Annotated in this window: 15 protein-coding genes; 14 read left to right on the top strand and 1 reads right to left on the bottom strand. The window is 63.0% G+C overall.

Annotated elements, in window-relative coordinates:
- Positions 1-63: 63 nt before the first annotated feature.
- The gene (gene mshC, locus CQ019_RS05195) at positions 64-1326 is read left to right on the top strand and encodes a cysteine--1-D-myo-inosityl 2-amino-2-deoxy-alpha-D-glucopyranoside ligase (protein WP_181148248.1); all 1263 of its coding nucleotides are present in this window, start codon (positions 64-66) and stop codon (positions 1324-1326) included.
- A 75-nt stretch (positions 1327-1401) separates the two neighbouring features.
- On the opposite strand, the gene CQ019_RS05190 is transcribed toward mshC, so the two are convergent.
- Complete coding sequence (locus CQ019_RS05190; RefSeq protein ID WP_096284418.1) at positions 1402-2310, bottom strand: proteasome assembly chaperone family protein; 909 nt, start codon at positions 2308-2310, stop codon at positions 1402-1404.
- A gap of 83 nt (positions 2311-2393) precedes the next feature.
- On the opposite strand from CQ019_RS05190, the gene CQ019_RS05185 reads away from it, so the two are divergent.
- From CQ019_RS05185 to tatC, 13 genes are all read left to right on the top strand, one after another.
- A complete protein-coding gene (locus CQ019_RS05185) occupies positions 2394-3107 on the top strand; it encodes an HAD family phosphatase (RefSeq protein WP_105552108.1) in 714 nt (237 codons plus the stop codon).
- The gene (locus tag CQ019_RS05180; RefSeq protein WP_105552109.1) at positions 3104-4231 is read left to right on the top strand and encodes a site-2 protease family protein; all 1128 of its coding nucleotides are present in this window, start codon (positions 3104-3106) and stop codon (positions 4229-4231) included. Before CQ019_RS05185 ends, CQ019_RS05180 begins: the two co-directional genes overlap by 4 nt.
- A gap of 25 nt (positions 4232-4256) precedes the next feature.
- Entirely contained in the window at positions 4257-5309 is a 1053-nt protein-coding gene (locus tag CQ019_RS05175; protein ID WP_255248365.1) for a tRNA (adenine-N1)-methyltransferase, read from the top strand.
- 184 nt (positions 5310-5493) lie between these two features.
- A complete protein-coding gene (gene arc / locus CQ019_RS05170; RefSeq protein WP_105569272.1) occupies positions 5494-7131 on the top strand; it encodes a proteasome ATPase in 1638 nt (545 codons plus the stop codon).
- The gene (dop, locus tag CQ019_RS05165) at positions 7128-8744 is read left to right on the top strand and encodes a depupylase/deamidase Dop (protein WP_105569074.1); all 1617 of its coding nucleotides are present in this window, start codon (positions 7128-7130) and stop codon (positions 8742-8744) included. The genes arc and dop overlap by 4 nt, the downstream gene beginning before the upstream one ends.
- 66 nt (positions 8745-8810) lie before the next feature.
- Entirely contained in the window at positions 8811-8996 is a 186-nt protein-coding gene (locus tag CQ019_RS05160; RefSeq protein WP_096284431.1) for a ubiquitin-like protein Pup, read from the top strand.
- A gap of 62 nt (positions 8997-9058) precedes the next feature.
- Positions 9059-10432 carry a Pup--protein ligase gene (pafA, locus tag CQ019_RS05155; protein WP_105569073.1) on the top strand — a complete coding sequence of 458 codons (1374 nt, stop codon included), beginning with the start codon at positions 9059-9061 and terminating at the stop codon, positions 10430-10432.
- A 194-nt stretch (positions 10433-10626) separates the two neighbouring features.
- Positions 10627-11484 (top strand): FKBP-type peptidyl-prolyl cis-trans isomerase, encoded by an 858-nt coding sequence (locus CQ019_RS05150; protein WP_146113322.1) that lies wholly within the window; start codon positions 10627-10629, stop codon positions 11482-11484.
- A gap of 16 nt (positions 11485-11500) precedes the next feature.
- Positions 11501-11896 (top strand): FKBP-type peptidyl-prolyl cis-trans isomerase, encoded by a 396-nt coding sequence (locus CQ019_RS05145; protein WP_096284437.1) that lies wholly within the window; start codon positions 11501-11503, stop codon positions 11894-11896.
- Between the two features lie 104 nt (positions 11897-12000).
- Positions 12001-14004 (top strand): YafY family protein, encoded by a 2004-nt coding sequence (locus CQ019_RS05140; protein ID WP_105569071.1) that lies wholly within the window; start codon positions 12001-12003, stop codon positions 14002-14004.
- 3 nt (positions 14005-14007) lie between these two features.
- Entirely contained in the window at positions 14008-14367 is a 360-nt protein-coding gene (locus CQ019_RS05135; protein WP_096284441.1) for a hypothetical protein, read from the top strand.
- A 32-nt stretch (positions 14368-14399) separates the two neighbouring features.
- Positions 14400-14615 (top strand): Sec-independent protein translocase subunit TatA, encoded by a 216-nt coding sequence (gene tatA, locus CQ019_RS05130; RefSeq protein WP_096284442.1) that lies wholly within the window; start codon positions 14400-14402, stop codon positions 14613-14615.
- Between the two features lie 9 nt (positions 14616-14624).
- On the top strand, positions 14625-15476 hold the full coding sequence (gene tatC, locus CQ019_RS05125) for a twin-arginine translocase subunit TatC (protein WP_105569070.1): 852 nt from the start codon (positions 14625-14627) through the stop codon (positions 15474-15476).
- Positions 15477-15510: the final 34 nt, after the last annotated feature.

Below are 15510 nucleotides of genomic sequence, written 5' to 3'. Positions count from 1 at the left end.
CTTGCGCTCGTTGACTTGCCCTTAAAGGAAGATCGTCTATACATCTGCGAAAGGATGTACTCAGTGCTCGCGTGGAAGTCTCCGCAAGTGCCGCATGTAGTTGGCTCCGCACCTATTCTGGAGGTCTTCGACACCTCCAGCGGAACCAAGCAGGCCACCGCTCCGGCCGATAAGGCCAACGCCCCGGCAAGCATGTATGTCTGCGGGATCACCCCGTACGACGCCACCCATATGGGACACGCCGCCACCTACGTCACCTTCGATTTGCTGCACCGCACCTGGCTGGATAACGGCCGCGAGGTCACCTATACACAGAACATCACCGACGTGGATGACCCGCTGCTCGAGCGCGCCACCGCCACCGGGGTCGACTGGCAGGACCTCGCCGAAGACCAGATTCAGCTCTTCCGCGAGGATATGGAAGCGCTGAACGTGATTCCGCCGCAGCACTACATCGGCGCGGTCGAATCCGTGCACTGGCTGGTTCCGGTGGTCGAGCGGCTGCTCGCCGCGGACCTGGCCTACCGGGTGCCGGCGGACGCCGACGGGGTGGAAGGGGATATCTACTTCGATACCCTGGGCTCGGAGAACGGTGCCTGGAAGCTTGGCCAGGTCTCCAACTACGACCGCGAGACGATGCTCGGCTTCTTCGCCGAACGCGGCGGGGACCCGGACCGCACGGGCAAGCGCGACCCCTTGGATCCGCTGCTCTGGCGCATGGCCCGCGAGGGCGAACCTTCCTGGGCGGGCGGCGAGCTGGGCACCGGGCGCCCGGGCTGGCATATCGAGTGTTCGGTGATCGCGCGAAGGACCCTTCCGGCCCCGTTCACCGTGCAGGGCGGCGGATCGGATCTGATCTTCCCGCACCACGAATTCTCCGCGGCGCACGCCGCAGCCGATGACCAGACCGCATTGGCCCAGGCCTATGTGCACACCGGGATGGTGGGCCTGGACGGCGAGAAGATGAGCAAGTCCCTGGGCAACCTGGTGCTCGTCTCCAAGCTGCGCGCCGCCGGCGTGGAACCGGTCGCCATCCGCGCGGTGCTGCTCTCGCAGCACTACCGGACGAACTGGTCCTGGACCGAGCAGCTGCTCGCCCAAGCCCAGGAACGCGTGGCTACCTGGCGGGAGCGGATCGCCGGGGCCGGGCTGGCCGAAGCCACCGCGCTGCTGACCCGGATCCGCTCGCGCATGGCCGATGACCTCAACGCCCCTGCGGCCTTGGAAGCCATCGACCAGTGGGCCGCCACCGCGGCCGAAGGCAGCGGGGAAGGCAGCGAGCTGCTCGCCCGCGGAATCGATTCCCTGCTGGGGCTGAAACTCTAGCGGCAACCTGGCTCCCCACAAACCGGTCCGAGACCTTCGGCACCGGCTTGTGGGGAGTTTTTTATGCCCGAAGAATCAGATCTCGAAGTCCGGGCCGTGCTCTTCGCCGCGGGCGCGTCCCCGGCGGCGCAGGTAGCGTTCGAATTCGCGGGCGATGGATTCGCCGCTGGCCTCGGGAAGTTCGCTGGCATCCGAGGCCTGCTCGAGCTGCTGCACGTATTTGGCGACCTCCGGATCCGCGGCCGAGAGCTCGTCCACCCCGCGCGTCCAGGCGCCGGCATCCTCGCGGAGCTTCTGCGAGGAAACCTGCATCGGAACCAGCTCCTCGATCATCTCCACGATCGCCAGTTCCACCCGCGGGCTGGGCGCTTGGGCCACATAGTGCGAGAGCTGCGCCCAGAGCGACATGGTGGGAATGCCGTGTTTCTCGAATTCGGCCCCGAGCACCGCAGGAATCCCGGTGGGCCCCTCATAGCGGGAGGCCGAAAGCTTGAAGTACTCCTGCAACTTCGGATGGTCGCTGTTCAGCACCGTGGGCACCGGCCGGGTGTGCGGCACATCGGCCAATAAGGCGCCCAGGGAGAGCACCACATGGACGTTTTCCGCCTTGGCGTGCTTCACGATCTGCGCGCAGAATCCCTGCCACCGGAAGGTCGGCTCCACCCCGACCACGAGCAGCAGATCCGCCGGGGCGAGCGGATTGTCCAACCGGTAGAGCTCGGTGGTCGGCCACTCGATGATCCGGCCTTCCGCGGTCACCCGCGACTGCGGCCGGGTGAACTGGTAGTCGTAGTAGTCGTCCTCGCCCACGGTGGCCAGATGCTTCGGGGCGCCGCTGTTCAGGATGCGGCGCACCGCGTCGCTGGCGGCCGAACCGGCGTCGTTCCAGCCCTCGAAGGCCGAAATCAGGACGGTGGGACGCATCTCATGTTCGGTTTGCGCAACGAAGCCGTTCAGCGTTGGTGCGTGGTATTCCTCGCTCATGACTTGCCCCTCTCCAGCCTGCGCACCGCCCCGGCAGACGCGACGAAGCGGTTTAGCCCCACTCTTCCATCTAGAATGGAGTCATGCCAAGCACCAAATCAGCGTTCGATGCAAAAGTTCCATCCCCTGGCCCCCACGCGGTGCTCTGGGATATGGACGGTACCCTCATCGACACCGAACCCTATTGGATCGCCGCGGAGATGGAACTGGTCAAATCCCATGGCGGAAGCTGGAGCGAGGAGCAGGCGTTCAACCTGGTCGGCCAGGCACTGCCCAACGGGGCGAAAATCCTCCAGGAGGCCGGGGTGGACCTGGGCGTCCGGGAGATCATCGATCACCTCTCGGGCCAGGTTGTCGCCGGCCTGACCAGTGACGTGCCCTGGCGGCCCGGCGCCCTTGAACTGCTCAGCGCACTGCATCGGGAGGGAATTCCGCAGGCGCTGGTGACCATGAGCGAGCGCAGCATCGTTCACGAGCTGATGGCGGCGCTGCCCGAAGGGATCTTCACCGCCAGCGTCACCGGCGAAGAGGTCACCCACGGCAAGCCGGACCCCGAACCCTACCGGCGCGGATTGGCGTTGCTCGGCGAGCGGCTCGGCCGCAGGTTCGACCCCGCACGCTGCATCGGCTTCGAGGATTCCAAGCCCGGAATCACCTCGGCCGCCGCGGCGGGACTGCACGCGGTGCTGATCCCCAACGCTACGGACCCCGGCGTGGGGAACTGGCGGCGTATCGATACGCTGGTGGACATAAATCTCAAGACGATGACCGATTGGCTGGTGCAGGTTAACGCGTGAGCGAAGCTACTGAAAAAGCCCCGGGGCTGAAACTTGGCCGCATCGGCGGGGTGCCGGTGTACCTGTCGAATTCCTGGTTCATCATCACCGCGGTGATCACCGTGGCCATCGGCCTGCAACTGTCGAATAATGCGCTGATCCCGCCGCTGGTGGCCTACCTGCTGGGTTTTGCCTGCGCCGTGGTGATCGCGCTGGCCGTGCTCGTGCACGAGGTGTCCCACGCGTTGACCGCCCGCGCCTTCAAATGGCCCGACGCGCATATTGTGCTGACCCTGATGGGCGGGCACACCCAATTCGGCTCCTTCAAGGCCAAGCCCGGGGCCTCACTCGCGGTGGCCATGGCCGGGCCGCTGTCGAATTTTGTGCTCGCCGGGCTCGCCTGGTTGGCGCTGCAGCTGCCGAACCTCGGGTTGTATCCGGGCTTGCTGCTGAACTTCTTCGTCTACGCGAACCTGCTGCTCGGCGCGTTCAACGCCCTGCCCGGCTTGCCCTTGGACGGCGGCCGGCTGGTGGAGTCCGCGGTCTGGAAGCTGACCGGCTCCCAGTTCAAGGGAACGATCGCCGCCTCCTGGGTGGGCCGTTTCATCGTCATCGGCGTCCTGGCCTGGTTCATCGTGGTGCCGTTCCTCAAGGGCGAGCAACCGCAGCTGCTGACCATGGTGGTCGGGGTGATGGTGGCGGTCTTCATGTGGCAGGCGACCACGGCGCTGATCAACCACGCCAAGATGATGCTGAACCTGCCCAAGGTGATCGCCGGGGACCTGATGTCCCCGGCCAGCGCGATGATGTCGGTGGCCACGGTGGCCGACGTGCTCACCCGCAGGCGGAACCGCGGCGGTCAGATCATCCTGGTCGACCCGCAGGGCATGCCCTGCGGCGTGGTCGACGAGCAGGCGCTGAGCCGGGTGGACCCGGCCTCGGCCGCGCAGGTGTCCGCGCTGGCGGTATCCCGCGCCCTGGGCCGCGGCGCCGTCGTAGCCCAGGACTCCGACGGCCGCCAGCTCATCGACTACCTGGCCAGCGTGAGCACCGCAGAGTACGCGGTCATCGATGCGCGCGGCACCGTGGTGGGTCTGCTGCACCAACGCAAGATCATCGCGGCCGTCACCGGCCGCAAAGCCTAAAAGCTCTACAACAAAGGAAAACTCAGTGAGTGCTCAGAACACCGCAGCGCCGCATGGCGCGAATGCCCGGCGCGGACCCTTCCGCGTCGGAGACCGCGTCCAGCTGACCGACCAGAAGCGCCGGATCAACACCATCACCCTGGAGGACGGCGGAGAATTCCACACCCACCAGGGAGTGCTGGGACATGACGCGATCATCGGGGCGCTGGAAGGCAGCGTGATCGAAAACGTCGAAGGCGTGCGCTACCAGGTGCTGCGTCCGCTGGCGAAGGACTTCGTGCTGTCCATGCCGCGCGGCGCGGCCGTGGTCTACCCCAAGGATGCCGCGCAGATCATCCAGTTCGGCGACATCTTCCCCGGTGCGCGCGTGGTGGAGGCCGGTGTGGGTTCCGGAGCGCTGTCGATCTCGCTGTTGCGCGCGGTCGGCGACCAGGGCTACCTGCACTCCTATGAGCGCCGCGAAGAATTTGCGGATATCGCCCGCGGCAATATCTCCACGGTCTTCGGCGGTGAGCACCCGGCCTGGCATTTGTCCATCGGCGACTTCCAGGAGAAGGTGCTCGAGCTGGAGGAACCGGGCAGCGTGGACCGCGTGGTGCTGGACATGCTTTCGCCTTGGGAATGCCTGGACGCGGTAGCGACAGTGCTGGCTCCGGGCGGGGTGTGGACCAACTATGTGGCCACCGTGACCCAGATGTCCCGCGTGGTGGAGGCGATTCGCGCCTCGGGTCAGTTCACCGAGCCCGAATGCTTCGAAACCATGGTGCGCGGCTGGCACGTCGATGGCCTGGCGGTCCGCCCGGATCACCGCATGGTGGCGCACACCGCATTCTTGATCACCGCCCGCCGCCTGGCCGACGCCCAGGACGGCATCCCGAAGGCCAAGCGCATCAAGGAGCACGGCTACTCGGCCGAGGACCTGAACGCCTGGACACGGGAGCATGACAAGGAGCAGTGGACCGAAACCGCGCTTGGCGAACGCGGTATTTCGCCGAAGAAGCTGCGTCGTGCCGCCAAGGACGCCAACCGTCCGAACCGGATCCGCGAAGGCGAAAACGTCTCAGATACCGAGAACTAGCGTTTCAATATGTGAACTAAAGCCCCGGGAAATTCAATCCCGGGGCTTTACGTTCATAGGATGGACTCAGAACGACCCGCACAGCCAGCACCAGTAGCTGGCCACGCGTGGCGAACGGCGAGGTTTGGGAGAATACAACGTGAGCGAAAACAACGAGGCGCAACGCGTCGCCGAACGGCTTCAGATGACCGAACGCCAGGTCAACGTGCTGCGCGAGAAGAACCGCAACCTGGACAAGCAGCTTGCCGGGATCAGCGGAAACAACCAGCGCCTCGTGGCCCTGTTGGAGCAGACTCGCGAACAGATCATCAACCTCAAATCCGCGCTGGAAAAAGACGGCGATACCCCGTTCAGCCACGGCACCATCGTGGCCAAGCACCCACGCAAGCATCCCGAAGCAGGCCTGGGCATCGAAACCACCGCCGCGCAGGCGGTGGATGTGATCCACTCCGGACGCAAGATGCGTGTGGCCATCAGCCCGCTGCTGGATTTCGCCAAGCTGCACGTTGGCCAGCAGGTGCTGCTCAACGAGGCGCTGGTGGTCGTTGCGGGCCTGGGCTACGAGCAGTCCGGCGACCTGGTCACGATCAAGGAAATCCTCGAAGACCACCAGGCGGTGGTGATGGCGCGCGGCGATGACCAGCGAGTCATCGAATTCGCCGAGCCGCTGCGCGGGGAACACCTGCGCGTCGGGGACCAGCTCACCATCGATGCCCGCACCGGTCTGGCGGTCAACCGGGTGCAGCTGACCGATATGCAGTCGCTGGTGCTCGAAGAGGTGCCGGATATCGACTATTCCGATATCGGCGGCCTGAATTCGCAGATCGAAGCGATCCAAGACTCGGTGGAGCTGCCTTTTGCCCACCCCGAGCTCTACCGCGAACACGGGCTGAGCGCACCGAAAGGCATCCTGCTCTACGGCCCTCCGGGCTGCGGCAAGACGCTGATCGCCAAGGCCGTGGCCAATTCCCTGGCCCAGCGCGCCGCGGCCCGCAAGGGCACCGGCCAGGCGAGAAGCTACTTCCTGAATATCAAGGGTCCGGAACTGCTCGATAAGTATGTGGGCGAAACCGAACGGCATATCCGGCTGATTTTCGCCCGAGCCCGGGAGAAGGCGCTGCACGGGGACCCGGTGGTGGTGTTCTTCGACGAGATGGAATCCCTCTTCCGCACCCGCGGGTCCGGGCTGTCCTCGGATGTGGAAACCACCATCGTGCCGCAGCTGCTGGCCGAAATCGACGGGGTGGAACGCCTGGATAACGTGATCGTCATCGGCGCGTCCAACCGCGAGGACATGATCGACCCGGCGATCCTCCGCCCGGGACGCTTGGATGTGAAGATCAAGATCCGCCGCCCCGACGCGCGAGGGGCCAGCGAAATCTTCGGCAAATACCTGACCACCGAGCTGCCGCTGCACGAATCCGAGGTGGCCGCCGACTCCGGGGACGCCCAAGAGACCGTGGACCGGATGATCGCCGGCACCGTAGCGGCCATGTACTCCACCGAGCAGTTCAACGAATTCTTGGAGGTCACCTACGTCAACGGCCAGGTGGAGGTGCTCTACTTCAAGGACTTCTCCTCCGGCGCGGTCATCCACAATGTGGTGGACCGGGCCAAGAAGCACGCGATCAAGGCGCTGATCACCAGCGGGGAACGCGGGCTGAAGATGGAATACCTGCTGCGCGCGGTGCGCGAGGAATTCGCCGAGCACGAGGATATGCCAAATACCACCAACCCGGATGACTGGGCGCGGATCTCCGGGCGCAAGGGCGAGCGGATCAGCCACATCCGTTCGCTGGTCAAGGCGAAGGACGCCTTGTGAGCGCCCGGCGCCTGGTCGGCTTGGAAACCGAATACGGGATCATTCGACCCGCGATGCCGCAAGCCAACTCGACGGTGCTCTCGGCGCAGATCGTCGACGCCTACGCCCAGCTGGTGCGCGACTCCGGCTCCGATGCCCGGGCCGCGCGCTGGGACTACTCCGATGAATCGCCGCTGGCCGACGCGCGCGGGCATGCGGTGGATCGCGCCCTTGCGCATCCGAGCCAGCTGACCGACTCCGAGCCCACGCTGGGGGACTGCGCGGTCTGGACGGCCGAATCGATCGCGCTGGACGGCAACGACGCCCGCGTGGGCGACACGCTGTACCAGGAAAAAGACGCCACCGACGTGGTGATGAACATGGTGCTCGGCAATGGCGCGCGGCTTTACGTGGATCACGCCCACCCCGAATATTCCAGCCCCGAGGTCACCTCGCCGCGCGCCGCGGTGCTCTGGGACCATGCCGGCGACGAGGTGATGCGCCGGGCGGCTGCCACCGCCGCAACGCTGGGCAGCGGCGAACTGCTGCTCTACAAGAACAACACGGACAACAAGTCCGTCTCCTATGGTTCGCACGAAAACTACCTGGTGCCACGCGAGGTGGACTTCTCCGCGCTGGTGCGCGGGCTGACCGCCTTCTTCGCGACCCGGCAGATCTTCTGCGGCGCCGGACGGGTGGGCCGCGGCATGCTCGGACGCGGGGCCGAGTTCCAGATCTCCCAGCGCGCCGACTTCTTCGAGGCCGAGGTGGGCCTGGAAACCACGATCAACCGCCCGATCATCAATACCCGCGACGAACCGCACGCCAACTGGGACAAGTACCGCCGGCTGCACGTGATCATCGGGGACGCGAACCTTGGACAGATTTCCACGCTGCTGCGCGTGGGCACCACCAATCTGGTGCTCAGCCTCATCGAAGCGGGAATGTCCCCGAAGCTCGAGCTGGCGGACCCGGTGGCCGCGCTGCAGCAGATCAGCCACGACCCCTCGCTGCGCACCACTGTGGCGCTGCGCGGCGGCCGCAGGCTCACTGCAATTCAGATCCAGCGCAGCTATCTGGAGGCCGCCGAAAGCTTCTGCGCGCAGCGGGATCTGCAAGATCCGGATACCACCGAGATCCTTCGCCGCTGGCGCGACATCCTGGACACGCTCGAAAGGGATCCGCTGGAAGCGGCCGCGCAGGTCGATTGGGTGGCGAAGTACAAGCTGATGAAGTCCTTCACCGAACGGCACTCGGTGGGCTTCGATGATGCCCGGGTGGCCCTGATGGATCTGCAATGGGCGGATCTTCGCCTGGACAAGGGCCTGTATTACCGGATGGCTTCGCGGGGCCTGATCGAAACCATCTTCAGCCAAGCCGAAATCAACGCCGCGGTGGATCATCCGCCCGAGGATACCCGCGCCTACCTGCGCGGCATGACGCTGCAGCGCTATGCGCCATATGTGGTGGCCGCGAACTGGGACGTGCTGTCCTTCTCGGTGCCCGGCGCCCGCAAGGTCAGCCGATTCCACATGCCCGAGCCGCTGGCCGGCAGCCGGGCGCAGGTGGGGGAGCTCTTCGACGCCGAACTGGAAATCGCCGAGTTCATCGAGCAGTTGGCACGACGGCGCTAAACGGCGCAGAATGAAAACCAGAGGCGCGCAAAAACGTGGCGTTTCGACAGACTTTAGGAGAAGACCATGACCCAGGAAAATTTCTCGGCTCGCCGCGAAACCCAAGCGCAAGCGCTCGAAGCCGAGCAGGTGCAGGCGAACACGACCGGCACCAGCGCAGGCGTCGATGACCTGCTCGATGAAATCGACTCGGTGCTCGAGTCGAATGCCGAAGAGTTCGTGCGTGGATTCGTCCAAAAGGGTGGCCAGTAACCCGCGGGTGCAGCAGGTAACCGTTGCCTATGGGCAACATCATTGAGGGGAAGTAACTTCTGGTGGATCGCAGAATCTTCGGTCTGGAGACCGAGTTTGGGCTGAATTACGTGCCGTCCGACGGGCGGCGGCTCACCCCGGAAGACGCGGCACGGCACCTTTTCCGGCCGGTCGTCGCCTGGGGGCGTAGCTCCAACGTGTTCCTGAACAACGGTTCGCGGCTCTATCTCGACGTCGGTTCCCATCCGGAATACGCCACCGCCGAATGCGATCAGCTCCTGCAGCTGATCGCCCATGACCGGGCGGGGGAGGCGGTGATGCTCGATTTGGTCGAGCAGGCCGAGGAGCAGCTGCTCGAAGAAGGCCACGAGGGCCGTTTGTTCCTGTTCAAGAACAACGTGGACTCGGCCGGCAACTCCTACGGCTGCCACGAGAACTACTTGATTCCACGCAAAATCGAGTTCAAGCGGCTCGCCGACATGCTCATTCCATTCTTGGTCACCCGCCAGCTGCTCTGCGGTGCCGGGCATCTGGTGCAGGTTCAGGACCAAACCAAATTTGTGTTCTCCCAGCGTGCGGACCATATGTGGGAGGGCGTCTCCTCGGCGACCACCCGTTCGAGGCCGATTATCAACACCCGCGACGAACCGCATGCCGATGCCGAATACCATCGCCGCCTGCATGTCATCGTGGGGGATTCCTCGATGAGCGAAACCACGCAGCTGCTGAAGATCGGGGCCACCGACCTGGTCTTGCGGCTGATCGAGTCGGGGGAGATCTACCATGATCTGCGCCTGGAAAATCCGATCCGCTCGATCCGCAGCATCTCCCATGAATTCACCGGCCAAACGGTGGTGCGTTTGATGTCCGGCGACGAGCCGACGGCCTTGCAATTGCAGTGGAAGATCCTGGAACTGGTCAAGGCGTTTGTGGCCCGCCATGGGGCACACCACGACCAGGTCGAACGGGTTCTCGAATTGTGGGAGCGGGTGCTCGTCGCCATCGAAAGCCAGGACTTCTCGCCGATCGACCAGGATATCGACTGGGCGATCAAGCACAAGCTGATCACCGGATATGCGAAGAAGAACGACTTGGCACTGGATTCGCCTCGGATCGCGCAGCTGAACCTGACCTATCACGACATCGACCCGAACCGCGGGCTCTTCCATCTGTTGCGCCGCCGCGGACTGGCCAGTTCGGTGCTTGATCCGGCGATGATCCACGACGCGGTGGAGAACCCGCCGGCCACCACCCGTGCGGCTCTGCGCAGCAAATTCATTCGCGCCGCGCGCGCCACCGGCCGGCGCTACTCAACCGACTGGGTCCATATGAAGTATGAGGAAGGCGAGGGCGGGGTCGTGTTGTGCAAGGATCCCTTTGCCACCTCTAATTCGTCGGTTGATGAGCTCATTGAAGTGATGCGCCGCCCCGTATGACCAGCTGAAAACAAGTATTTTCACAGTAAATACCCCTAAGCTAGATGCAGATCGTCGCGCGCCCTTGCTTCGGCAAGATGCGTCAGCAGAACAAATAATTCTTATCGGAAAGAAGATTCGTGCGAAAAGTTTTGGCAGTATGTGCAACCGCGTCCGTCTTGGCCCTCGTCTCCTGTGGTTCGGGCTCCAGCTCCGTGAGCAAGGTCGAGGTGAAGCCAGCCGCAGACGAGCAGACCGCGCCCGAGGTCAATTTCAAGGCTCCGCTGCTTACCGAGAAGGAAGAGGCAGTCACCGTCGTCGAGGGTGATGGTCCCGATATCAAAGATGGCGACACCATCGACATCCAGTCGGGCCTCTACAAGACCATCGATGGGCAGCTGACCAACGAAAACTTCACTGGCGCCACCACGCAGATGCCGGTGGACGCCACGCTTAAAGAGCAGATGCCTGAACTCTATGAGACCCTGCTGACCTCGCAGGTCGGGGACTGGATCGCCTACGCGGCCATCGACGGAGTGCAGCAGCCCGACGGCAGCATCGCCGAGCCTGCCGAGGGCGCTCGCGCCGAACGCCTGATCGTCATCAAGATCGCCGACTCCGTCGGTGCCAGCAAGCCGCTGACCCAGGACGAGGTCAAGAAGCTGAAGGACGACGGGAAACTGCCAACCGTAAAGACCGGCAAGGGCGACCCGATCATCACCATCCCTAAGGACACCGAGGCACCCGAGGGCCTCGTAGTGGATGTCCTCGAAGAGGGCACCGGTCCGGAAGCCACCGAAACCGCCAGCGCCAACGTCCACTACCATGGCGTGCGTTGGGAAGACGGCAAGAAGTTCGACGGAAACTTCGGCGACGACAAGGGCTTTGACATGAAGATGTCCGGCGGCGTGATCGAGGGCTGGCTCGAAGGCCTGAAGGGCCTGAAGGAAGGCAGCAAGGTCTTGCTGACCATCCCGTCGAATATGGCCTACGGTGACGACGTTTCCTCCGGACGTCCAACCGGACCGCTGGTGTTCTACGTAGAATTAGACAAGGTAACCGAAAGCAAGTAACAGAAAGGCCGTAAACATGTCCTTTGGAGAACGTAATTACGACCGCACCAAGCCTGAAATCGACTTTCCAGGTACCGACGCGCCCACCGAGCTGGTCATCACCGACCTGATCGAGGGCGACGGCGCCGAGGTCACCCCGGGCACCACCGTCCAGGCGCACTATGTAGGCGTTTCCTGGTCCACGGGCGAAGAGTTCGACGCGTCCTGGAACCGTGGTTCGACCCTCGACTTCCCAGTGGGCGTCGGCATGGTCATCCAGGGTTGGGACCAGGGCCTGTTGGGCATGAAGGTCGGCGGTCGCCGCCGTCTGGAGATCCCTTCCGAGTTGGCCTACGGCGAACGCGGCGCACCGGGTGCCATCGCGCCGAACGAAGCCTTGATCTTCGTGGTTGACCTGATGGGAACCAAATAATTCATTGAAGAAAGCCCCAAGAGTTGCGTACATTTTCGCAATTCTTGGGGCTTTCCTCGTCTTCAAAGTCTTAGATCGGCGTGGAAGTTCGTTAGGGTAGGCACGTGAGCACAAAGCAGAGTGACGGACCCAGCAAGGCGGAACGCCTGACAAGTCTCATCTACGCGTTGGCGACTACCGAACGGAAGTTCAATGCCGAACGCATCGGAGACTATCTGAACCCCGGTGGCAACCCGGAGGCCCGTGAAAAGGCCATCGAACGGTTGAAGGACGAGATCCGCAACGAGTTCGGGCTGCGGCTGATCTCCGAAAGCGTCGACGGGACGGCGTACTACCGGATCGATACCAGCGACTGGTTCTTGCCCGCAGTGGACTTCACCGTCGCCGAAACCGGGATGATCGCCCTCGCGGCGAGCCTCTGGAAGGATTCGAAACTCCAAGCTCTCGCGCTCAGCGCCGCCGCGCGCATCACCGGCAAGCAGAGCACCGAGCTGAGCATCGCCCCTTATGCCGCGGCGATGCTCCCGCGGCTGTCCATGGACGACCCAAATTTCAAGAGCTGCGCGCTGGCGGTTTTCAACAGGAAAACGCTGAAGTTCGACTACCAGGACGCCCAGGGAAACACGACCAAGCGCGTCGTGGATATGTGGGGGATCGGCCAACGATTCGGCAACTGGTACTTCACCGGCTGGGACCACTCGCGCGCCGCGCAGCGCGTTTTCAGGCTCAACCGCGTGCAGGGAAACTTTGCCACCCAGGTACGCCGCGACGGTGCCTCCAGCGGGGATTACCGGGCACGCCCAGAAGATTTTTCGATGACTCGGGTGCTCCAGGATTTTGACCTGCGCAACCCCGGGCATCTTGCGGTCATCGAACTGCTCGACGAGCGGGCCACTCCGCTGCGGGCCCGTGCGATCAACGGGACGCGCAGCTCCGCGACGCTCAATATCGGATACGCCGACCGGCATTCCTTTGCGGCCGAGCTAGCCAGCTTCGGGGCGTCCATCAGGGTTCTGGAACCAGCACCACTGGTTTCCCAGGTGGCCGCTATTCTCCGCCAGGCCCGTGCGGCGCAGGCCGATATTCCCACGCGCCCGGCGGTGCAGAGCGCAAAGTTCACGCCGCACCGCGCCATGGGACGAAGCTCAACCGCCCAGCAGGTGATGCGGAATATCGACATGATCCAGTTCGTGGTCGCCCAGGGCTCGGCGACCATCGGCGAGTTGAGCGAACGCTACTCGTTGACGCAGGCGAAGGTCCGCGACGAGCTGGCGATGATCATGATGTGCGGTGTGCCAAATGGCCAGCACGATGAACTGATCAACGTGAACGATGGCGATCTGGATTCGGACGTAGTCACCATCTCCAACGCGGCCCTGCTTGCCGAACCGCAAAAGCTTGCCCCGCTGGAAGCCGTGGCGGTGCTGGGCGGTTTGAACGCCCTGGGCAGCATCCCGGAATTTGAACACCGCGACGTGCTGCAGACCGCGTTGGAGAAGATCAATGCCGCGGTGGCACGCTTCGAGGGGTGGAATGGGGCGTTGGGCTTTGCCTTGACCCAGGTCCGCGAGCATGACATTCCGGGCCAGCTGATCCAGGCGCTGCGCAACGCCGAGGTCGTGGAAATCGACTACTATTCGGCGAATTCGCAAACCCACCAGTTGCGCGTCATTGAACCCTTGCGGATCATCGAAGACGGTCCGGTCCAGTACCTGCGTGCGTGGTGCCGTACCCGCGAGGCAATCCTCACCTTCCGGGTTGACCGCGTGCTCGAAGTCACGCTCACCGGGGAGCGCTTTGAACTCACCGAGCGCCATCGGGATGTCGAGAAGCTGGATTTCAGCTATTCGGCAAACAGCGATGATCTAGTAGTTGAATTTTTCGTGCATCAGGACGTTCTGCCGGTGATCGAGGCGTTCAACCCGGTAGCATGGTCTCAATCCAAGGTTGACTCGGGTCATCTCGCGAAAGTGCAGCTATCGGACCATCTCGTTGCGGCCCCTTGGGTGGCCCGCAACGGCGGTAAGATTGCTGTAGTCGCCCCTGACGCTACACGCGAACGCGTGACTAAGTGGTTGGACGACGCTATCAGAATGTATGAGGATTGATAGATGCTTCCTTGGTGGTTTTGGGTTCTCCTATGGACCGTCCTAGTCCTTGCAACGCTGCTCCTGGCGGTGTTTGCCGGCTTCCGTTTGTTCCGCCGCGGCATGGCCGTGCTCGGCAGCGCCTCGGACGCGGCTGACCATATTAGCGGCGAATTCGCCAAGCCCGGCAGCGTAGTTGACTACGCGCCGGTGGGGCGGCGGTACCCCCACGGAACCGATGCAACTCATGGCGATCCAGAGAAGATCTCCAAGAAGAGGCTGAAGGGCAAAGCCGAACGAATCGAGGCGCGACGTGTTAAGCGCGTGGCTCGTCGCAGTGATCGAGGACAGGCGCAAAACATGCGCGATCTGAATCTGTTCTGACGTAGACTTAAGTTTGAGAGAAGGGAACCAACATGTTTGGTGGTTTACAGGGATGGCATTTGGTCATCATTATCGTTTTGGCATTGCTGCTCTTCGGTGCGCCGAAGCTTCCGGGTTTGGCGCGCTCAATGGGTCAGTCACTGCGTATTTTCAAGTCTGAGGTTCGTCAGATGAAAGACGATGACAAGCCGGAAACCGTTGACGGGACCGTGAATGAACCGAATCCCGACGAAAAGAACAACTCGTAGACCTTTTCAGTGGTAAATAGCAAAGATAAGGCACCGCGGTCCAAGAAAAAGACGCGGTCCAAAGACGCCGAGGGGCGGATGTCCCTCAAAGACCACCTGATCGAAGCGCGCAATCGGCTCTTCAAGTCGTTGATCGCCCTGGCGATCGGTACCGTGGCAGGGTTCTTCCTCTACGACGAACTCCTCGCGCTGCTCATCGAACCGGTGAAGGCAGCCGGGGGATCGGTGAACTTCACCGCGGTAATGTCTCCTTTCGACATTCTGCTGAAGGTCGCGATCTTCGTTGGCATAGTCGCTTCCTCCCCGGTCTGGATCTACCAGATCTGGGCCTTTATCGTGCCCGGATTGAAAAAGAAGGAACGCCGCCTGGGCTATTCCTTCGCCGCCGCAGCCGCACCCTTGTTCCTCGGTGGCGTGGCCATGGCCTACTTCGTGCTTCCTTTTGCATTGCAGTTCTTTATCGGGCTGGCTCCGGAGAATTCCGAAACTCTGTTCACCATCGATACCTACCTGCCATTTATCTTCCGCCTGTTGCTCGCCTTCGGCCTGGCCATGCTGGTACCGGTCTTGATGGTGGGTTTGAACATGGTCGGAGTGCTGCATTCAAAGGTCATTCTCAAGAACTGGCGGATTACCGTCTTCCTCATCGCCCTCGTGGCAGCCATGGCGGCACCAGGCGGCGACGCGATCACCATGTTCGCGCTAGCTGGACCGCTCTTCCTGACCTTCGCAGCGGCCACGCTGTTCTGCTTCCTGAACGACAAGAAGCGGGCCAAGAAGCAGGCGGCACAAGATGCGGCAAACGAGAATATGGCGGACGGGACCGCCTCATCGATCGATGAACCAAGTACCGAGGTCTAGCACCAATAGCTAAGTGTTTCGGAACGGCTATCCC

Source organism: Arthrobacter sp. MYb229 (assembly GCF_002975405.1).
In the GTDB taxonomy this organism is placed as follows: Bacteria; Actinomycetota; Actinomycetes; order Actinomycetales; family Micrococcaceae; genus Glutamicibacter.
The sequence above is the reverse complement of the archived record's forward strand: the minus strand, read 5'-3'. Positions and strand labels throughout refer to the sequence as shown.